The following is a 20,424-nucleotide window of genomic DNA, read 5'->3' as shown; positions in this document are numbered from 1 at the left end:
TGCGGGGCGGGCCGCCGACCCGAACGGAGCAGTTCCGGCGCACCCGGCGGCACACCCACCCTCACCCTGGACGTCAGGGTGAGGGTTGACACCGGCCGGCGAACACGCGCTCGAATGCGGCTCTGGTGGGTGAGGCGTCGTCGCGGCTGAGGATGCCGAAGACGATCTGCTCGAAGTGGCCCGCGAAACGGCCCTCGCCGGTGAGCAGGGCACGGAAGACGCCGGCCACCTCGGCGGGGTCGTTGCGGAACACGCCGCACCCCCAGGCGCCCAGGACCAGCCTGCGGTAGCCGCGTACGGCCGCGACCTCCAGCACCCGTTCGGCCCGGGCGGCGAGCGCGGCGGGGATGAGGTGGGCCTCCTGCGGGGTCCGGGCGCGGATCACCCCGGCGTTGGGCGCGGGCGAGGTGAGGAAGCCCGCCGTGTACGGGGTGTCGAGCAGCCGGCCCCGGTCGTCGCGGAAGACGGGCACGCCCGGTGAGTGGATGACCCGGTCGGTGTAGAACGCGCTGCGTTCGGCGCGGTGGTGGGCGTAGTACTCGGGGGCCCGCAGCAGCGTGGCGTACAGCGCGGAGCCCCGGCACAGGGCCTCCTCCTGCGCCTGGGCGCCGTTGAGGTAGCCGCCGCCGGGATTGCGGGCGGAGGCGTAGTTCAGGACAGCGACCTTGCCGGGCCGCTCGCCGGTCATCCGGGCGGCCGCCCGCAGGCTGCTCTCGCCGGTGACCTCGACGACCGGGGTCCGGTCCCGGTCGAGCGCGGCGACGGGTACGGGCTCGGGGCCGTACAGCCGCGTGCCCGAGAGCGCGGCGGTCAGGGCGCGCTCGATGCTGATGTCGCGGCCCTGCGCGGTGCGGTAGGAACCCGCCCGGACGATGGCTTCGGTCTCCCGCGCGATCCCGCGCAGCCGGGCGCTCACGACCACTCCCCCTTAAGGTGCATACGGGGCATGATCGACGCCCCGTCGGAGCGGACGCAACCGGATATCCGGCGCACAGGGCACTCTTGTGCGATCGCTTTACAGGGGTTTGGCTAGGACGGACGCACCGGAACAAGGAGGCCCGGCATGTCATCCGACACACCCGGCGGCCACGGTCCGCCCGCTCCCGCCCCGCCCCTCGACGAGGGCCAGGCGGAGGATTTACTGCGCGGCATCTGCTTCAAGACGGGACCGCCGCGCACCGTGGGAGTCGAACTCGAATGGCTTCTGCACGATCGTGAACACCCTCACCGCCCCGTCCCGCCCGACCTTCTGGAGGCGGCCGCAACGGCCGTCCGGGCGCTGCCCCTGAGTGCGGCGCTCACCTTCGAACCCGGCGGCCAGCTGGAGCTCAGCTCGCGCCCCGCCGATTCCCTGATGGCGTGCGTCAACGACGCCGCCGCCGATCTCGTCGCCGTACGGGCCGCCCTCGCCCGACTGGGTCTCGCACCCGCCGGAGTGGGCGTCGATCCCTGGCAGCCACCGCGCCGGCTCCTGCGCGAGCCCCGGTACGACGCCATGGAGAGGGCGCTCGACCGGTGGGGACCGGCCGGCCGGGCCATGATGTGCACCACCGCCTCGGTCCAGGTCTGCCTGGACGCCGGGGAGGAGGAGCCGGGGCCGCTCGGGTACGCGCGGCGCTGGCAGTTGGCCCATCTGCTGGGCGCCGTGCTGGTGGCGGTCTTCGCCAACTCGCCGTTCCGGCAGGGCGCGCCGACACCCTGGCGGTCGACGCGCCAGTCCCTGTGGGCCGATCTGGACGCGTCGCGGACGCTGGCCCCCGCCGGCCCGCTGCCGCCCCGCGACGCCTGGGCCGCGCATGTCCTGGACACACCGGTGCTGTGCGTCCGGGGCGAGGCTCCGTGGGCCGTGCCGGAAGGGCTCACCTTCCGGGACTGGATCGGCTCGGGGCTGCCCAGACGCCCGGACCGCAGCGACCTCGACTACCACATCACCACGTTGTTCCCGCCGGTCCGCCCGCGCGGGCACCTGGAGCTGCGCATGATCGACGCGCAGCCCGGTGACGACGGCTGGATCGTGCCGCTCGCCGTCACGACCGCACTGTTCGACGACCCGGAGGCCGCCGAGACCGTGTACCGCGCCGTCAAGCCGCTGGCCGAGACCGCGGGCGCCCGGGCCGCACCGCGCAATCCGCTGTGGACCGCCGCCGCCTGCGACGGGCTGACCGATCCGGAGCTGCGCCAGGCGGCGGACGTCAGCTTCGCGCTCGCTCTGGAGGCGCTGCCCCGGCTGGGCGCGTCCCGGGCTGTGCGGGACGCGGTGGCCGGCTTCCACGACCGCTACGTCGCCCGCGGCAGGTGCCCGGCCGACGATCTGCGGGACCTGCTCACCACGGGCCGGGACCACCGCCCGGACCATCCGAAGGGGACCTTGTCATGACCGAATCCCCCACTCCCCCGAACGCCGGGGGCGCTGAGGCGCTGCGCGAGCGGGCGCTCACGGCGCTGCTCACCGCCCGGGAGCGCACCACGCTGCTCACCGACAGCGTGGACGACCACGAACTGACCGCCCAGCACTCGCCGTTGATGTCGCCGCTGGTCTGGGACCTCGCGCACATCGGCAACCAGGAGGAGCTGTGGCTGCTGCGCGGCGTCGCGGGCCGGGAGGCGATGCGTCCGGAGATCGACGGGCTGTACGACGCCTTCGAGCACCCGCGCGCCACTCGCCCCTCCCTGCCGCTGCTGGCCCCGGCCGAGGCCCGTTCGTACGCCTCGGAGGTGCGGGGCAGGGCACTGGACGTGCTCGAATCCACCCCGCTCGACGGCGGCGCCTCGCTGGTGCGGTCCGGCTTCGCCTTCGGGATGATCGCCCAGCACGAACAGCAGCACGACGAAACGATGCTGATCACCCATCAGCTGCGCTCGGGTCCGGTGGCCCTGACGGCACCGGAGCCGCCGCCCGCCGTCGACGTTCCGGCGCTGCCCACCGAGGTCCTGGTGCCCGGCGGCCCGTTCACCATGGGTACCTCGACCGAGCCGTGGGCGCTCGACAACGAACGCCCCGCGCACCGGCGGGACGTGCCCGGCTTCTGCATCGACACCGCCCCGGTGACCTGCGGTGCCTACCGGGCGTTCATCGAGGACGGCGGCTACGGCGAGCGGCGCTGGTGGGCGCCCGAGGGCTGGGCGATGGTCCGCGAACACGAGCTGGGGGCCCCGCTGTTCTGGCACCGGGACGCCGGGCAGTGGCTGCGCCGCCGCTTCGGGGTGACCGAGCCGGTGCCGGACGACGAGCCGGTCCTGCACGTGAGCTGGTACGAGGCCGACGCGTACGCGCGGTGGGCGGGCCGCCGTCTGCCCACCGAGGCGGAGTGGGAGAAGGCGGCCCGGCACGACCCCGCGTCCGGGCGCTCCCGCCGATATCCGTGGGGCGACGAGGACCCGACGCCGGAGCGCGCCAATCTGGGGCAGCGCCATCTGCGGCCGGCGCCCGCCGGGGCGTATCCGGCCGGGCGGGCGCCGTGCGGGGCGGGGCAGCTGATCGGTGACGTGTGGGAGTGGACGGCGAGCGATTTCCTGCCCTATCCGGGGTTCGCCCCGTTCCCGTACCGCGAGTACTCGGAGGTGTTCTTCGGCCCTGAGCACAAGGTGCTGCGGGGCGGCTCGTTCGCGGTGGACACGGTGGCCTGCCGGGGCACGTTCCGCAACTGGGACCTGCCGGTCCGGCGGCAGGTATTCGCCGGATTCCGTACCGCAAGGGACCTCTGATGTGCCGTCACATCGCATACCTGGGGCCGCCCATAGGTCTGGGCGAGGTGCTGACGCGGCCGGCGCACTCCCTGGTGCGGCAGTCCTGGGAGCCGCGCCGTCAGCGGTACGGGACGGTCAACGCCGACGGCTTCGGTGTCGGCTGGTACGCGGACGGTGACCCGGTTCCGGGACGCTACCGCCGCCAGGGCCCCGTGTGGGGCGACCAGACCTTCGCCGATCTGACCCGGGTGGTCCGCAGCCACGCGCTGCTCGCCGCGGTCCGGGACGCGACCGGGGCGGACCCGGACGGCGAGGCCGCGGCGGCGCCGTTCACCGCGGGCGACGTGCTGTTCAGCCACAACGGGGCGCTGCAGGGCTGGCCCGGCTCGGTGGCGGCCCTGGCGGCCACCCTGCCCCCGGCCGAGTTGCTGCGGCTCACCGCGCGCAGCGACTCCGCCCTGGTGTGGGCCCTGGTGCAGCACCGGCTGGCGGCGGGCGACGCGCTCACGCAGGCCGTGACGGACACGGTCCTGGAGGTCGCGGAAGCCGCCCCCGGCTCCCGGCTCAACCTGCTGCTCACCGACGGCCGCACCATCGTGGCGACCGCCTGGGGCGACACCCTGTGGCATCTGTCCGAGCCCGGCCGGCACACGGTCGTCGCCTCGGAGCCGTACGACGACGATCCGCGCTGGTGCGAGGTCCCCGACCGCGCACTGCTGACCGCGACCAGCTCCGATGTCCTGCTGACCCCGCTGAAGGAGCCCCACGCGTGAGTCCCTTCCTGCTGACCCGCACCCTGCCGGTGGACGCGACGGACGCGGCGCTGCGCGCCGATGTGCTGCACGGTCTGACCCGGCAGCCGAAGACACTGCCGCCCAAATGGTTCTACGACGCCCGCGGCAGCGAACTGTTCGAGGAGATCACCCGGCTCCCCGAGTACTACCCGACGCGTGCCGAGCGGGAGATCCTGAGCGGCCGGGCCGCCGAGATCGCCGCCGCGTCCGGGGCCCGCACCCTGGTCGAGCTGGGCTCGGGCTCCTCGGAGAAGACCAGGTATCTGCTGGACGCGCTTCCCGAACTGCACAGTTATGTGCCGGTCGACGTCAGCGAGAGCGCGCTGCGCGGTGCTGCGGACGCCCTGCTGGCCGAGCGGCCGCAGCTGTCCGTGCACGCCTTGATCGCCGACTTCACCGCCGGGCTCTCGCTGCCCGGCACTCCCGGGCCCCGGCTGGTGGCGTTCCTGGGCGGCACGGTCGGCAATCTGCTGCCGCGGGAGCGGGCGGTGTTCCTGAGGTCGGTGCGCTCGCTGCTGGCGCCCGGTGACGCGCTGCTGCTCGGCACGGACCTCGTGAAGGACGAGAAGGTGCTGGTGGCGGCGTACGACGACGCGGCGGGGGTGACGGCCGCGTTCAACCGGAACGTGCTGTCGGTCGTCGACCGGGAGCTGGGTGCGGACTTCGCGCCGGACGACTTCGAGCATGTGGCCCGGTGGAATCCGCGCGAGGAGTGGATCGAGATGCGGCTGCGGGCCCGCCGGGCGCTGACGGTGAAGATCCCGCAGCTGGACCTGGTGGTGCCGTTCGACGCGGGTGAGGAGCTGCGCACGGAGGTGTCCGCGAAGTTCCGCGAGGACGGTGTGCGCCGCGAGCTGGCCGCTGCGGGGCTGCGACTGGCCCACTGGTGGACGGATTCCGGGGGCAGATTCGCGCTGTCGCTGGCCACGGTGGACTGAGCGGGGGGCGAGGCGCCAAGGCGGGGCGGGACCGGGTCTCGGCCCGGTCCCGCCCCGCCTTGGCGCCGCCGGTCGGCCCGGTCCTGCCCCGCGCCGCCGGTGCGGCCCAGCCCCGGCCCGCGCCGCCGGCCCGGCCCGGCCCCGGCCCGCGCCGCCGGTCGGCCTGCTCCTACGCCGCCCCGCCGGATCAGCTGCCGGCGAGCAGGTCGGTGATCTTCTCGGAGGCGGTCTTCGCCTCGGTCGCCGGGTCCCCGCCCTGGAGGACCGCCGTCATGTAGGGCTTGATCGGGTTGTCGGCCTCGACCGCGGCCCACTGCGAGGAGTTCGGGGTGGCGTGGCCGCGGGTGGCGCCCTCGGCCATGGCGGCGGTGCTCTCCTCACCCTCGATGACGTGGGCGAGTTCGGGCTTGTTGGGCACGTAGCTCATGGTCTTGGCCAGCTCCTCCTGCCACTTGGCCCCGGCCAGCGCCTTGATCACCTCATAGCCCGCGCTGCGCTGGTCGGCCTTCTGCGGGATGATCAGGTCGGAGCCGCCGGTGAACACCGAGCCGGGCGCCTTCGAGGTCTTGCCCGGAATGGGGAAGTAGCCCAGCTTTCCCTTGAGTTCGGGGTTCTTCTTCTCGATCAGCGGCACGCTGCTGGGGGTGGAGATGATCTGGGCGACATTCCCCTCGGCGAACACATCGGCCTGCGGGGGCTTTTCCTCGTCGGCGTCCTTGGGTCCATCGCCCAGCGCCTGGAGTTGGGAATAGAACTGCATGCCCTTGAGCGCGGCGGAACTGTGGAGTGCACCCTGCCAGTCGCCTTCCTTGTCGGTGGCGAGTTCCCCGCCCTCGTCCCAGATGAAGCCGGCGAGCACATACCAGTTCTGCCCCGGCAGATACATGCCCTGGTTGCCGTCGTGGTTGAGCTTTTCGCTGTCCTCGATCCACTCGGCGCGCGTCTTCGGCGGGTTCTTGATGCCCGCGTCCTCGAAGAGGTCCTTGTTGTAGATCACCACGCGGTTGGCCGCGTACCACGGGATTCCGTACTGGACGCCACCGATGCTGCCCGGCTCGGCGAGACCGGGCAGCCAGTCCTCGCTTCCCAGGTCACGCATCGATTCCAGGGTCAGGTCGCGCAGGTTGCCGCTCTCGGCGTACTGGGCGACCTGGGTGTTGCCGACCTCGATGACATCGGGCGTGTCCTGGCCACTCAACGCCTCCAGGACCTTCGGGCCGATGCCACCCCATTCCTGAATCTTGAACTCCAGTTCGACTGATGAGTGCTCTTCTTCGTACGACTTCTTGAAGCGGTCCAGGAAGTCGGCGGTAACACTGTCCTTCATCAGCCAGATCGTCACCTTCTTGCCGCCGGAGCCGCCCGATCCGGGGATCATGCCGCACCCGCCCAGCGCAACAGTGGAAATCAGGGCAACAGCTCCGACGAGCATGCGGTTTTTCACGGAGTCACCTTCTGCGGAACGGCAGGACGAAATTGCGGACCCGGTGTGGGGGACTGCGGGCTGCGCTCGCACGGGCGTGGCTGGATTTTGGTATGGACCAATACTTTGGTCAAGGGGCGTTCCGGACATGCGGAACCCCCACGACCCCTCGCGAACCGGGCCGAGGTAGGGCACCTTGGTAAGGGCGAGAGGAGACATACCATGTCAAACCACACGTATCGCGTCACCGAAATCGTAGGAACCTCCCAGGAGGGCATGGACGAGGCCATCCGCAACGGCGTCGCAAGAGCCTCGGAAACGTTGCACAATCTCGACTGGTTCGAGATCACCCAGGTGCGTGGACAGATCGAGGACGGCCGGATCGCGCACTACCAGGTCGGCCTGAAAGTGGGCTTCCGCCTCGACGACCCGCAGTGACGCGAGCGGGGCGCGCACGGGCGGGCCGATGCGGCGCACCTGGCCGGATCAGGTACGCCCCTCGCGCTCCTGCGCGTCCTTCAGCGCGGGCGAGGCCGGCGTCCAGCGGGCGCGCACCACGGTGAATCCGGCCAGCTCGGCGGCGTCGCAGACCAGCTCGTCGTCGACCAGCATCCGTACCGTACGGTCGCGGCCGAGCCGCCGGAGGATCTCCAGCTTGGTCCGGCGGGCCGGCCGGCGGTCGTCGTCGCGCCGCATGTGCAGCCGCCCCTCGGGCAGCCCCTGCCGCGCCAGCCAGGTCACGGCGTCCTTGCGGCACCGCTCGGGCCGCCCGGTGAGGTAGACGACCTCGCACTCCTTCGCGCTGCTCAGCAGCAGCCGTACGCCCTCGGCCAGCGGCGGGTCGTCCGCCGCGGCGGCGAAGAAACCGGACCAGTCCCGGCGGCGGCCCTCCAGATGGTGCTGGCGGTGGGCGGTGTCGGCGAGCGTACCGTCGAGATCGAATACGGCCAGTGGCCGGGCGTCGTTTCGCATGCGGCCGGCAAACCAAGCGGGCGCGGTGTCCGGCGAACCGGCGCGGCACCGGCCGGCACGAACAGTTCGGCACCGAGCGTACGGAGACCCACTCCCCCATGACCTCCCCCCACGATCCGTACGTCCGGGTCCGCGGCGCCCGCGAGCACAACCTGCGCGACGTCGACGTCGACATCCCCCGCGACACCCTCACCGTTTTCACCGGCGTCTCCGGTTCGGGCAAGTCCTCGCTGGCCTTCGGGACGATCTACGCGGAGGCGCAGCGCCGCTACTTCGAGTCCGTCGCCCCGTACGCCCGGCGGCTGATCCACCAGGTCGGCGCCCCCGCGGTCGGGGAGATCACCGGGCTGCCGCCTGCCGTCTCGCTGGAGCAGCGCAGGTCGGCGCCCGGTGCACGGTCCTCCGTGGGGACGGTGACGACGCTGTCCAACTCGTTGCGGATGCTGTTCTCCCGGGCCGGGGACTATCCCGAGGGCGCGGAGCGGCTGGACTCGGACGCCTTCTCCCCGAACACCGCCGCCGGGGCCTGCCCCCGCTGCCACGGCCTGGGACGGGTCCACCGCACCAGTGAGGAGCTGCTGGTCCCGGACCCGGACCTCTCGATCCGGGACGGGGCGATCGCCGCCTGGCCCGGCGCCTGGCAGGGCAAGAACCTGCGCGATGTGCTGGACGCGCTCGGCTACGACGTGGACCGGCCGTGGCGCGCGCTCGACGCGGCCGACCGGGAGTGGATTCTGTTCACCGACGAGCAGCCGGTGGTGACCGTCCACCCGGTGCGCGAGGCGGGTCGCATCCAACGCCCCTACCAGGGCACGTACATGAGCGCGCGCCGCTATGTGATGCACACCTTCGCCGATTCCAGGAGCGCCACGCTGCGGGCGAAGGCAGAGCGCTTCCTGACCAGTGAGCCCTGCCCGGTCTGCGGGGGCGGCCGGCTGCGGCCGGAGGCCATGGCGGTCACCTTCGCGGGCCGTACGATCGCGGAGCTGGCCGGCCTCGCGCTCACCGAACTCGCCGATGTGCTCTCGGCGGCGGGCGGCGGGGAGACCGCCCGGGTGCTGACGGCGGACCTGCTGGCCCGGATCGGGACGGTCACCGAGCTCGGGCTCGGCTATCTGAGCCTGGACCGCACGGCTCCCACGCTCTCCTCCGGCGAGCTCCAGCGACTGCGGCTCGCGACCCAGCTGCGCTCGGGCCTCTTCGGTGTCGTGTACGTCCTGGACGAGCCGTCCGCCGGCCTGCACCCGGCGGACACCGAGGCGCTGCTCGCGGTGCTGGGGCGGCTCAAGGAGGCCGGCAACACGGTCTTCGTGGTGGAGCACCAGATGGACGTGGTGCGGCGGGCGGACTGGCTGGTGGATGTGGGTCCGCTGGCCGGTCAGCACGGGGGCCGGGTGCTGCACAGCGGTCCGCCGGCCGGGCTCGCCGACGTCACGGAGTCCGCCACCCGGCGCTTCCTCCTCGACGACGGCCCGGCCCCGGTGCGTGAGGTGCGCGCGCCATCGGGTTGGCTGCGGCTGCACGGGGTGGAGCGGCACAACGTGCGCGGGGTGGACGCGGCGTTCCCGCTCGGGGTGTTCACGGCGGTCACCGGGGTGTCCGGCTCCGGCAAGTCGACGCTGGTGGGGCAGGTGCTGGCGGGTGCGCTGGCCGACCGGCGGGCCGCCGGTGCCGAGGAGTCCGAGCCGGAGCGGCCGGTGGCGGGCTGCGCCCGGGCCGAGGGGCTGGACGCGGTGGACCGGCTGGTGCAGGTCGACCAGCGGCCGATCGGGCGGACGCCCCGTTCCAACCTGGCCACGTACACCGGGTTGTTCGACGTGGTGCGCAAGCTGTTCGCGCAGACGCCCGAGGCCCGTGAACGCGGCTACCGGGCGGGCCGGTTCTCGTTCAACGTGCCGGGCGGGCGGTGCGAGACGTGCCAGGGCGAGGGGTTCGTCTCGGTGGAGCTGCTGTTCCTGCCGAGTACGTACGCGCCCTGCCCGGACTGTCACGGCGCGCGGTACAACCCCGAGACGCTGGACGTCACGCTGCGGGGGCTGAACATCGCTTCCGTGCTCGATCTGACGGTGGAGTCGGCGGCGGAGTTCTTCGCGGACACGCCCGCCGCCGCGCGCAGCCTGGGAACGCTGCTGGATGTGGGGCTCGGCTATCTGCGGCTCGGGCAGCCCGCGACGGAGCTGTCCGGCGGCGAGGCGCAGCGGATCAAGCTGGCGGCGGAGCTTCAGCGGGCCCGCCGGGGCCACACGCTGTACCTGCTGGACGAGCCGACGACGGGGCTGCATCCGGCCGATGTCGAGGTGCTGACAAGGCAGTTGCACGGGCTGGTCGACTCGGGCGGCACGGTGGTGGTCGTGGAGCACGACATGGCCGTGGTCGCGGGCGCCGACTGGGTGATCGACCTCGGTCCGGGCGGCGGCAACCGGGGCGGCCGGATCGTGGCGGCGGGTGCGCCGGTGGAGGTGGCCCGGGTGCGGGAGAGCCGGACGGCCGGGTATCTGCGGGCGGCCCTCCATCTCGACTGATCCCCCAACCGTCTCCAACTCCCCTATTTGCCGCACGGGTTGGCTCACGGACCGGCTCTCGGGAAATGAAACAGTAAAGAACGTTGACAGTTAGCTGGTCCATACCAATTATGGGCATGCCCCACGGCTGTTCGTCGCCGTGCGGCATGTGACCCCGGCCGGGAATCACAGGAACGGGCCGCGCCCCTCACCGGGCGCGGCCGAGCCGTGCATCCGCCCGTTGTCCCACCCCGCTGGGAGCTGCCCCATGAGACGTCCAAGAACAGTCGGCGCCGTCCTGAGCGCCTTGGCCACCGCCGTCGGGTCCGCAGGTCTGGTCCTCGGATCAGGCGCCGGCGCGCAGGCCGCCACCACCGCCGCCACTCCCCTGCCCGCCCATGTCTTCGCGCCGTACTTCGAGGCGTGGAACGGGGACAGCCCGGCCGCGCTCTCGCAGGCGTCCGGAGCCAAGTACCTGACCATGGCCTTCATCCAGACGGAGGCCCGCGGTTCCTGCACCCCGTACTGGAACGGTGATTCGAGCACACCGATCGCCCAGTCCGAGTTCGGCTCCGACTTCGCCACCATCCGCTCGCGCGGCGGCGACGTCATCCCCTCGTTCGGCGGCTACACCGCCGACAACACCGGCACCGAGATCGCCGACAGCTGTACGAACGTCGACTCGATCGCCGCCGCGTACGAGAAGGTCATCACGACCTACGACGTGTCCCGCCTCGACATGGACATCGAGGACAACTCGCTGGAGAACAGCGCCGGGATCGACCGCCGCAACAAGGCGATCAAGAAGGTCCAGGACTGGGCCGCCGCCAACGGGCGTTCGGTGCAGATCTCGTACACCCTGCCGACCACCACCCGGGGCCTCGCCGACAGCGGTCTCGCGGTGCTGCGGAACGCGGTGTCCAACGGCACCAAGGTCGACGTCGTGAACCTGATGACGTTCGACTACTACGACGGCGCCTCGCACGACATGGCCAAGGACACCCAGACGGCCATCACCGGCCTGAAGGGCCAGCTGGCCTCGCTGTACCCGTCGAAGACCGAGGCCCAGCTGTGGGGCATGACGGGCATCACCGAGATGCCCGGCATCGACGACTACGGACCGGCCGAGACCTTCACCACGGCCAACGCGCCCACCGTCTACGACTGGGCCGTCTCCAAGGGCGTCGGCACCCTGTCGTTCTGGGCCCTCCAGCGCGACAACGGCGGCTGCCCCGGCACCGGCGGGAGCGACACCTGCTCCGGCATCGCGCAGGACACCTGGTACTTCAGCCACACCTTCGCCCCGTTCACGAGCGGCGGCAGCGGTCCGGTGACCGACGACTACTCGGTGGCCGTCACCCCCTCCTCGGCGACGGTCGAACGGGGCAAGTCGACGACCGCCACCGTGAAGACCGCGGTGACCTCCGGTGCCGCCAGGACGGTCGCGCTGACCACGAGCGGCGCCCCGGCCGGGGTGACCGCGACGCTCAGCCCGACCTCGGTCACCGCGGGCGGCTCCTCGACGCTGACGCTCAGCGCCTCGGCGTCGGCGGCCCCGGGCACCTACACCGTCACGGTGACCGGCACCGCCGGTACGCTCAGCCACTCGGCGTCGTTCACCCTGACGGTGCCCGGTGCCGGCGGCGGTACGGGGTCGCTGGTCAACGGCGACTTCGAGACCGGCGCGCTGGGCCCCTGGACCTGTGAGTCCGGTGGCGCGGTCGTCTCCTCGCCGGTGCACGGCGGTTCGCACGCGCTCGCGGTCGCGGCCACCGCGTCGCAGACCGGCGAGTGCGCGCAGACGCTCACCCTGTCCCCCAACACCACGTACACGCTGCAGGGTTACGTGCAGGGGAACTACGCCTACCTCGGTGTCCGGGGCGGCGCGACGGCCAGCACCTGGGGCCTGTCGAACGGTTACACCAAGCAGTCGGTGTCCTTCACCACCGGTTCCAGCGGCTCGGTGACGGTCTACCTGCACGGCTGGTACGGACAGGGCACGGTCTACGGCGACGACCTCTCCGTCACCCAGTCCTGACCTGAGACGCGTAAGAGCCTTCCGGCCCCGGAGGCGGGCGGCCTCCGGGGCCGGAAGGCGGGTGACAGCTCAGCGGCGCGCCTTGCGGGTGGCCCGCAGCCACTCCTTGTTCATGGCGGAGATCGACGGCAGCGGGATGCCCTTCGGGCACGCGGTGGCGCACTCGCCGGTGAGCGTGCAGCCGCCGAAGCCCTCGCTGTCCATCTGCTCCACCATGTCCAGCACCCGGGTCTCCCGCTCGGGGGCACCCTGCGGCAGGACGTTCAGGTGGTTGACCTTCGCCGAGGTGAAGAGCATCGCCGAACCGTTGGGGCAGGCCGCGACGCAGGCGCCGCAGCCGATGCACTCGGCGTGCTCGAAGGCGAAGTCGGCGTCCGGCTTGGGCACGGGCGTGGCGTGCGCGTCGGGAGCCGTACCGGTCGGGGCCGAGATGTAGCCGCCGGCCTGGATGATCCGGTCGAGGGCGGAGCGGTCCACCACCAGGTCCTTGACGACCGGGAAGGCCGAGGCGCGCCAGGGTTCGATGTCGATGGTGTCGCCGTCGTGGAAGGCGCGCATGTGGAGCTGGCAGGTGGTGGTGCTTCCCCAGGCTTTCGAATCCGCTCGAGCAGGCGAGACCCCGTTCGGGCCGTGTGCGTCGCCGTTGATGACGAGGCTGCACGCGCCGCAGATGCCCTCGCGGCAGTCGTGGTCGAAGGCGACGGGGTCGTCACCGGCGAGGATCAGCTCCTCGTTGAGGGTGTCGAGCATCTCCAGGAACGACATGTCCTGCGAGATGCCGTCCACCTGGTACGTGGACATGGCGCCGGGTGCGTCGGCGTTCTTCTGGCGCCAGACGCGCAGGGTGAGCTTCATGCGTAGCTCCGCTGGGTGGGGTGGACGTACTCGAAGACGAGGTCTTCCTTGTGCAGGACGGGGGCGTCGCCGGTGCCGGTGAACTCCCAGGCGGCGCCGTAGGAGAACTCCTCGTCGCGGCGGGCGGCCTCGCCGTCCGGGGTCTGGGACTCCTCGCGGAAGTGGCCGCCGCAGGACTCGGCGCGGTGCAGGGCGTCGAGGCACATGAGCTCGGCGAGCTCCAGGTAGTCGACGACGCGGTTGGCCTTCTCCAGCGACTGGTTGAGCTCGTCTCCGCTGCCGGGGACCTTGATGCGCCGCCAGAACTCCTCGCGGATCAGCGGGATACGGGCGAGCGCGGTGCGCAGCCCCTCCTCCGTGCGGGCCATCCCGCAGTACTCCCACATGAGTTCGCCGATCTCCCGGTGGAAGGAGTCGGGCGTGCGGTCGCCGTCGACGGCGAGGAGCAGGCTGAGCCGGTCCTCGGTCTCGGCGACGGCCTCCTGAACGGCGGGGTGCGAGGCGTCGATCTCCTCCTGCCGCGGGTTGCGGGCGAGGTAGTCGTTGATGGTGGAGGGCAGGACGAAGTAGCCGTCGGCCAGGCCCTGCATCAGTGCGGAGGCCCCGAGCCGGTTGGCGCCGTGGTCGGAGAAGTTGGCCTCGCCGATCGCGAACAGGCCCGGGATGGTCGTCTGGAGGTCGTAGTCGACCCAGAGTCCGCCCATCGTGTAGTGCACGGCCGGGTAGATCCGCATCGGGGTCTCGTAGGGGTTCTCCGCGGTGATCCGCGCGTACATGTCGAAGAGGTTGCCGTACTTCTCCTCGACCTTCGCCCGTCCCATCCGCCCGATGGCCTCGGCGAAGTCCAGGTAGACGCCCTGGCCGCCGGGCCCGACGCCGCGGCCCTCGTCGCAGACGTTCTTCGCGGCACGGGAGGCGATGTCGCGTGGCACGAGGTTGCCGAAGGCGGGGTAGACGCGCTCCAGGTAGTAGTCGCGCTCGTCCTCGGGGATCTCGTTCGCCGGGCGGGTGTCGCCCTTGGCCTTCGGCACCCAGATGCGGCCGTCGTTGCGCAGCGACTCGCTCATCAGGGTCAGCTTGGGCTGGTGGTCGCCGGTGCGCGGGATGCAGGTGGGATGGATCTGGGTGAAGCAGGGGTTCGCGAAGTAGGCGCCGCGCCGGTGGGCCCGCCAGATGGCGGTGGCGTTGGAGTTCATCGCGTTGGTCGACAGGTAGAAGACGTTGCCGTAGCCGCCGCTGGCCAGGACCACGGCGTCGGCGAAGTAGGTGTCGGTCTTCCCGGTGACGAGGTCGCGGGCGACGATGCCGCGGGCCTTTCCGTCGACGACGATCAGGTCCAGCATCTCGGTACGGGGGTGCAGCTCGACGTTGCCCGCGGCGATCTGCCGGGACAGCGCCTGGTAGGCGCCGAGGAGCAGTTGCTGTCCGGTCTGGCCGCGGGCGTAGAAGGTGCGGGAGACCTGGACGCCGCCGAAGGAGCGGTTGTCGAGGAGGCCGCCGTACTCGCGGGCGAAGGGGACGCCCTGCGCCACGCACTGGTCGATGATCTCGACGGAGATCTGGGCGAGCCGGTGCACGTTGGACTCGCGGGCGCGGAAGTCGCCGCCCTTGACGGTGTCGTAGAAGAGGCGGTGGACCGAGTCGCCGTCGTTGCGGTAGTTCTTGGCCGCGTTGATGCCGCCCTGGGCGGCGACGGAGTGGGCCCGGCGGGGCGAGTCCTGGAAGCAGAACTGGACGACGTGGTAGCCCTGTTCGGCCAGCGTCGCGCCGGCCGAGCCGCCGGCGAGGCCGGTGCCGACGACGATGACGGTGTGCTTGCGGCGGTTGGCGGGGTTGACCAGCTTGGCCTCGAAGCGGCGGGTGTCCCAGCGCTCCGCGACGGGGCCGGCGGGCGCCTTGGTGTCGGCGACGGGTTCGCCGGTCGTGTAGTGCGTGTAGTCGTTCATGTCAGCTCACCACTCCGGTCATGACGGCGACGGGTACGGAGACGAAGCCCACCGTCAGCACCAGCGCGAGGGCATTGGCGAGGGTTTTCAGGACGCGGTCGCGGCTCGCGCGGCCGGCGCCGAGGGTCTGGGCGGCGCTCCAGAACCCGTGCTGGACGTGGAGTCCGAGGGCGAGCATCGCCACGATGTAGATGACGTTGCCGTACCAGGTGGAGAAGGTGTCGATGACGTTCTGGTACGGGTGGCCGGACTGGAAGCCGCCGGAGTGCACGGTGCCGGTCGTCAGGTCCAGGATGTGCCAGACGATGAACAGCCCCAGGATGACGCCGCCGTAGCGCATGGTGCGGGTGGCGTAGCTCGCGCGCGGCCTCGGGTGGACGTAGCGGCTGGGCCGCGCCCTGAGGTCGCGCCGGCTGAGCTGGTACGCGGAGACCGCGTGCAGCACCACGGCCGCGACGAGCACCACGCGCACGATCCACAGGCCCCACTCCCGGTGCAGGACGGGCTCGCCCATCACCCGCAGCCAGTGTGCGTAGCCGTTGAACTCGACGGACCCGAAGAAGATCTTCAGGTTGCCGATCATGTGGGCGACCAGATAGAGGAGCATGACCAGGCCGCTCACGGCCATGATCGCCTTCTTGCCGACGGTCGAGCCCCACAGCGTGCGCGTCATGGACGACCGTCGGTCCGTCCGGGTTGCCAATGCCATGGACACGACGCTAGGGGCGAAGGGCCCGATCAGTCCAAGACATGGAATGCCTCATCTCCATAGGCGGAACCTATGCAGCGCGGTAGCGTGGGGTTATGCAGTTCCAGCAGCTGACCTATTTCGTGGCCGTCGCCGAGGCCAGGCACTTCACCCGCGCCGCCGAGGAGGTGCACGTCTCGCAGCCCTCGCTCTCCCAGCAGATCAGGGCCCTGGAGAGCGAGTTGGGCGCCGAGCTGTTCAGCCGGGCGCGCGGGAACATCACGCTCACGGACGCGGGCGAGGCTCTGCTGCCGCTCGCCCGGCGCATCCTGGCCGACGCCGACACCGCTCGGCACGAGGTCCAGGAGCTGGCCCAGCTGCGTCGCGGCCGGGTCAGGCTGGGCGCGACGCCCAGCGTGTGCACGGGGCTGCTGCCCGAGGTGCTGCGCGCCTTCCACGACCTGCATCCCGGCATCCAGCTGCTGCTGGAGGAGGGCGGCTCGCACGACCTGGTACGGGAGCTGGCGCGCGGCGCGCTCGACCTGGCCCTGGTGGTGCTGCCGCTGCCGGCCGCCTCCCCGGCGCTGACGACGGTAGAGCTGCTCCAGGAGGACCTGGTGGTCGTCTCGTCGGCGCACCGCCCCCGGCCCGGGCGGGGCGGCCGGGTCCGGATCACGGACCTCCAGGGCGAGCCGATGGTGATGTTCCGGCACGGCTACGACCTGCGGGAACTGACGGTGGCCGCCTGCCGGGCCGAGGGCTTCGAGCCGTCGTTCACGGTGGAGGGCGGCGAGATGGACGCGGTGCTCGGCTTCGTCCGCGCGGGCCTGGGCATCGCGGTGGTCCCGAGCATGGTCGCCACCCGGGCGGGCGTCGGACTGCGGGCGACACCGCTGGCCCGGCCGGGGCTGCGCCGCACGATCGCGCTGGCGCACCGCAGCGACGTGGCTCCGCCGCGCGCGGCCCGCGAACTGCAGCGGGTACTGCTGGCCGGCCGGGCGGACGCGGCGTCCCCGTAGGTCAGGGACGAGGCGCGCCCGCCCGGCTCACACCGCGTCGGCCAGCAGCAGCGAGTGGATGCGGTCCGGGGCGCCCGGGCGCGCGTAGTACCAGCCCTGGGCGGTGTCGCAGCCCAGCTCCCGCAGCTGCTCGGCCTGGGCGCCGGTCTCCACGCCCTCCACCGTCACGGCCAGGTCGAGGCTGTGCGCGAGCGACACGATCCCCTCGACGATCTTCAGGTCGACCGGGTCCGCCGGATGGTGCTGCATCCCCTGGGTGAAGGAGCGGTCCAGCTTCAGCACGCTCACCGGGAGCCGCCGCAGGTTCGCGAGGTTGGAGTACCCGGTGCCGAAGTCGTCCAGCGCGATGTCGACGCCCATCTCGGCCAGCTGGCGCAGCGGCTTCAGCAGGTCCTCGTCGGCCCCGATGAGCGCCGACTCGGTGACCTCCAGGCACAGCGCGCCCGCTTCGAGCCCTGACCGTTCCAGGACGTCGATGGTCTCCGCGACCAGCTGCGGGTGGTGCAGCTGGGCCGGCGAGAGGTTGACGTTGATGCGCAGCGGGCCGCCGTCGGTGTGCCGCTCCTGCCAGAAGTTGGCCTGGCGGACCGACTCCTCCAGCACCCAGCGGCCGAGCGGCACGATCAGCCCGGTGTGCTCGGCCAGCGCGATGAACCGGTCGGGCCCCAGCACCCCGTGCTGCGGGTGGCACCAGCGCACCAGCGCCTCCGCGCCGTGCACCGTACCGTCGCCGAGGTGCACCAGCGGCTGGTACTCGATGAAGAACTCGCCGCGTTCCAGGGCGGCCGGCAGGGCCGTGGTCAGGCCGTGCCGGGTGATGGCGCGGGCGTCCGCCTCCGCGTCGGCCAGCTCGAAGCGGTTGCCGCCGGCCGACTTGGCCCGGTACATGGTGATGTCGGCGCTGCGCAGCACTTCGGCGGCGCTGCGTTCCCCGGCGGGCCCCTCGACGACGCCGATCGATCCGCGGACGGTCAGCTCGCGCCCGTCGAGCCGGATCGGGGTGGCGAGCACGCTGAGGATGCGGCAGGCGAGTTCGTCCACCTCGGCCGCCGTGTCGAAGCCCGTGGTCAGCGCCACGAACTCGTCGCCGCCGAGCCTGGCCACCATCTCGCCGGGGGCCGTGGCGCAGCTCTGCAGCCGGTCCGCGACCTCGACCAGCAGCCGGTCGCCCGCGGCGTGGCCGAGGCTGTCGTTGATCGCCTTGAAGCCGTCCAGATCCAGGTAGCAGAGCCCGAAGCGGCTGTTGCCGCCCGCTGAGAGCGCTTTCTCCAAACGCTCGAAAAAGAGCGTCCTGTTGGGCAGACCGGTGAGCGCATCGTGGGTGGCCTCGTAGCGCAGCCGCAGGTTGAGCAGCCTGCGCTCGGTGGTGTCCTCCAGCAGTGCCAGCTGGTATTCGGGCCGGCCCTCCGAGTCGCGCAGCAAGGAAACCGTCAGATTGGTCCACAGGACGGTGCCGTCGTTGCGGTAGTACGGCTTCTCGACCCGGTAGTGCTCGCGTTCGCCGCGTACCAGCTCGTTGTAGTACTTCCAGACCTGCGGGGAGTCCTCGGGGTGGACCCACTCGTTGACGCGGTGGCTGAGGACGTGGTTCTCCAGGCCGCCGAACATCCGGGTGAGGGTGTCGTTGACCTCCAGCACATTGCCGTCGAGGTCGGCGATCCCGATCCCGATGGCCGCGTCCTTGAAGACGGCCCTGAAGCGGGCCTCGGTGGCGTGCAGGGCCTGTTCGGCGTCGGAGCGGGCGGTGAGCGCCGAGCGGGCGATGGCCTCCTGCTCGGCCAGCGTCCGCTCGCGCAGGGCCTGGGTGAAGCCGGCCGCCACCGCGTGCTGGGTGCGGGCGCAGCGCGAGCGGCTGTCCTCGGTGGTCAGGGCCGCCGGCCCGTTGCCGCCGCAGTACAGCACCAGGTAGGAGTCGATGACGCCGAGCGTGGCGCTGAGGGCGTCCGGGTCCGTGCAGTGTGCCGCGACGAGCGCGCCGCCCACCTGGTTCGCCGCGGCCGCGTCGAACGGGCGGGCGTGCAGGGTGTCGCTGAGCGTGCGTGCCAGCGGCAGCAGATGCTGCTCGAATTCCGGCCGGGTCATGGAGGTGGCCGTGGACGGGAAGATGGCCCGGCTCCAGATGGTGGCGAACCTCCGGAGCCGGTCCTCGGGGCCGTCGGGTTCCGCGTCCGGGGCTCCGGACGACTGGGCGGGAATACTCACGCCTTGCGTCCCACTCCCGCGATGCCCGAGAAGGCGTATGGGTCCTCGTTCTCGGGCGCGGTGGGGCTGTCGGGGCGCCATTCCGGCATCGCGACGAGGCCGGGCTCGACCAGTTCGTAGCCGGCGAAGAAGCGGCTGATCTCCTCGCGCGTGCGCATGACCAGCGGGTTGCGGATGTTCTTGTAGACCCCGACCGTGCCGCCGGCCTCGTCACGTGTCAGCGGAATGCCTTCGTAGGCGGCGTGGGTGACGACGAGGAGGCTGCCGGGGGCGAGCATGTCGCGGAGTGCGGCGACGGCGGACTGCGGGTCGTCGGAGTCCTCGACGAAGTGGAGTACGGCCACGAGCAGCAGCGCCACCGGGCGGTCGAAGTCGAGCAGTCCGGCGACTTCGGGGTTCTCCCGTATCTCGGCCGGCCGGCGCAGGTCGGCGGCGGCGATCACCGCGCCGCCGTTGCCCTCCAGGACGGCCTGGCTGTGCGCGACGGCGACCGGGTCGTGGTCGACGTAGGCCACCTTGGCGTCGGGGTCGATCCCCTGGGCGACCTCGTGGACATTGCCGAAGGTGGGTATCCCGGAACCGATGTCGAGGAACTGGTTGATGCCCTCACCCAGCGCGTAGCGCACCGCGCGGCGCATGAATGCCCGGTTCGCCTGCATGGCCTTGGGAAGTCCCGGCATGAACTCCATGGCCTTGCGGGCCGCTTCCCGGTCCACCTCGAAATTGTGCGATCCGCCCAGATAGAAGTCATACATTCGGGACACGCTCGGCACCGAAATGTCAATGCCTTGCGGTGCCCAGGCGGGACGCTCCATCGATGTCTCCAACAAGTCGCCACGGCGATCCGGCCATGTTCATGGTCAGTGTTGACCAGAGGCTACTGATCGACCGCCAAGAGAGCGAGCGGAAACGGAAATTAGCCGTCCGTTATTGGTCACACTCCCGTGGCATGTGCAACCGCCCCGTCGCTGCCTGTCACATTCGGTGAACGGGAAGGGCCAAATAGTTCACTCCCGGACTACTTTGACGCTCCGGCGAAATCGGACCCGTCCGCGACCGGGCCTCATGTGCAGCCGAGTCCATGGCCGTTGGTGCCTCCGGGCCCGCTGCCCCGGAAGGCGGAACGGAGGTCGCGGCAACCGGTTGTCCGCCTCTCCCGCTCCTCTCGGCCGTTCGGCGTGACGAATGCCCACGGCCGGTGACACCGCCTTTGATGTCATTGCCGGCGAGAGGGTCGACAATCGGCCATTTCCAGAGACAGGCGCCGACGCGCACCCGCTCCTTTTCGTGGCGACCGTGGACCTGCGCACCGCCCATCCCCTTCGGCAAGCGGCTCCGGGACGACTTCCCGGGCCGCAAAC

At 71.5% G+C, this 20,424-nt stretch carries 16 protein-coding genes; 8 read left to right on the top strand and 8 right to left on the bottom strand.

From position 1 onward, the window contains the following. Positions 1-73: 73 nt before the first annotated feature. Positions 74-916 carry a TIGR02452 family protein gene (locus E6P78_RS07885; RefSeq protein WP_136202784.1) on the bottom strand — a complete coding sequence of 281 codons (843 nt, stop codon included), beginning with the start codon at positions 914-916 and terminating at the stop codon, positions 74-76. Between the two features lie 147 nt (positions 917-1,063). On the opposite strand from E6P78_RS07885, the gene egtA reads away from it, so the two are divergent. From egtA to egtD, 4 genes are read left to right on the top strand one after another with little or no spacing between them, the layout of a single operon-like run. Next, complete coding sequence (gene egtA / locus E6P78_RS07880; protein ID WP_136202783.1) at positions 1,064-2,377, top strand: ergothioneine biosynthesis glutamate--cysteine ligase EgtA; 1,314 nt, start codon at positions 1,064-1,066, stop codon at positions 2,375-2,377. After that, the gene (egtB, locus tag E6P78_RS07875) at positions 2,374-3,705 is read left to right on the top strand and encodes an ergothioneine biosynthesis protein EgtB (RefSeq protein WP_136202782.1); all 1,332 of its coding nucleotides are present in this window, start codon (positions 2,374-2,376) and stop codon (positions 3,703-3,705) included. Before egtA ends, egtB begins: the two co-directional genes overlap by 4 nt. Continuing rightward, positions 3,705-4,460 carry an ergothioneine biosynthesis protein EgtC gene (gene egtC / locus E6P78_RS07870; RefSeq protein WP_136202781.1) on the top strand — a complete coding sequence of 252 codons (756 nt, stop codon included), beginning with the start codon at positions 3,705-3,707 and terminating at the stop codon, positions 4,458-4,460. The genes egtB and egtC overlap by 1 nt, the downstream gene beginning before the upstream one ends. Then, entirely contained in the window at positions 4,457-5,419 is a 963-nt protein-coding gene (egtD, locus tag E6P78_RS07865) for an L-histidine N(alpha)-methyltransferase (RefSeq protein ID WP_136202780.1), read from the top strand. The genes egtC and egtD overlap by 4 nt, the downstream gene beginning before the upstream one ends. Before the next feature lie 187 nt (positions 5,420-5,606). On the opposite strand, the gene E6P78_RS07855 is transcribed toward egtD, so the two are convergent. Continuing rightward, positions 5,607-6,863 (bottom strand): extracellular solute-binding protein, encoded by a 1,257-nt coding sequence (locus tag E6P78_RS07855; RefSeq protein ID WP_136202779.1) that lies wholly within the window; start codon positions 6,861-6,863, stop codon positions 5,607-5,609. A 201-nt stretch (positions 6,864-7,064) separates the two neighbouring features. Here E6P78_RS07855 and E6P78_RS07850 point away from each other — a divergent pair, with 201 nt between their 5' ends. After that, positions 7,065-7,280: a dodecin gene (locus tag E6P78_RS07850; protein ID WP_136202778.1), complete on the top strand. Its 216-nt coding sequence runs from the start codon at positions 7,065-7,067 to the stop codon at positions 7,278-7,280. 48 nt (positions 7,281-7,328) lie between these two features. On the opposite strand, the gene E6P78_RS07845 is transcribed toward E6P78_RS07850, so the two are convergent. Then, positions 7,329-7,814 (bottom strand): hypothetical protein, encoded by a 486-nt coding sequence (locus tag E6P78_RS07845; protein WP_136202777.1) that lies wholly within the window; start codon positions 7,812-7,814, stop codon positions 7,329-7,331. A 98-nt stretch (positions 7,815-7,912) separates the two neighbouring features. On the opposite strand from E6P78_RS07845, the gene uvrA reads away from it, so the two are divergent. Both uvrA and E6P78_RS07835 read left to right on the top strand, forming a co-directional pair. Next, positions 7,913-10,336, top strand: a complete 2,424-nt coding sequence (gene uvrA / locus E6P78_RS07840) for an excinuclease ABC subunit UvrA (RefSeq protein WP_136202776.1) — start codon at positions 7,913-7,915, stop codon at positions 10,334-10,336. Between the two features lie 247 nt (positions 10,337-10,583). Continuing rightward, on the top strand, positions 10,584-12,353 hold the full coding sequence (locus tag E6P78_RS07835) for a glycosyl hydrolase family 18 protein (RefSeq protein ID WP_168712582.1): 1,770 nt from the start codon (positions 10,584-10,586) through the stop codon (positions 12,351-12,353). Between the two features lie 69 nt (positions 12,354-12,422). On the opposite strand, the gene E6P78_RS07830 is transcribed toward E6P78_RS07835, so the two are convergent. From E6P78_RS07830 to E6P78_RS07820, 3 genes are read right to left on the bottom strand one after another with little or no spacing between them, the layout of a single operon-like run. Further along, a complete protein-coding gene (locus tag E6P78_RS07830; RefSeq protein WP_136202775.1) occupies positions 12,423-13,208 on the bottom strand; it encodes a succinate dehydrogenase/fumarate reductase iron-sulfur subunit in 786 nt (261 codons plus the stop codon). Beyond that, positions 13,205-15,154: a fumarate reductase/succinate dehydrogenase flavoprotein subunit gene (locus E6P78_RS07825; protein WP_136202774.1), complete on the bottom strand. Its 1,950-nt coding sequence runs from the start codon at positions 15,152-15,154 to the stop codon at positions 13,205-13,207. Before E6P78_RS07825 ends, E6P78_RS07830 begins: the two co-directional genes overlap by 4 nt. Position 15,155: 1 nt before the next feature. After that, positions 15,156-15,863, bottom strand: a complete 708-nt coding sequence (locus E6P78_RS07820) for a succinate dehydrogenase (protein ID WP_136202773.1) — start codon at positions 15,861-15,863, stop codon at positions 15,156-15,158. Between the two features lie 95 nt (positions 15,864-15,958). On the opposite strand from E6P78_RS07820, the gene E6P78_RS07815 reads away from it, so the two are divergent. Further along, positions 15,959-16,861: a LysR substrate-binding domain-containing protein gene (locus E6P78_RS07815; protein ID WP_136202772.1), complete on the top strand. Its 903-nt coding sequence runs from the start codon at positions 15,959-15,961 to the stop codon at positions 16,859-16,861. Positions 16,862-16,888: 27 nt separating this feature from the next. On the opposite strand, the gene E6P78_RS07810 is transcribed toward E6P78_RS07815, so the two are convergent. Together E6P78_RS07810 and E6P78_RS07805 are read right to left on the bottom strand one after the other, a co-directional pair. Next, a complete protein-coding gene (locus E6P78_RS07810; RefSeq protein WP_136202771.1) occupies positions 16,889-19,063 on the bottom strand; it encodes an EAL domain-containing protein in 2,175 nt (724 codons plus the stop codon). Further along, a complete protein-coding gene (locus E6P78_RS07805) occupies positions 19,060-19,878 on the bottom strand; it encodes an SAM-dependent methyltransferase (RefSeq protein WP_136202770.1) in 819 nt (272 codons plus the stop codon). Before E6P78_RS07805 ends, E6P78_RS07810 begins: the two co-directional genes overlap by 4 nt. Between the last annotated feature and the right edge of the window lie 546 nt (positions 19,879-20,424).

The sequence above is a fragment of the Streptomyces sp. A0958 genome (assembly GCF_004795035.1).
Classification (GTDB): domain Bacteria; phylum Actinomycetota; class Actinomycetes; order Streptomycetales; family Streptomycetaceae; genus Streptomyces.
This window is presented reverse-complemented; position numbering and strand designations above follow the sequence as displayed.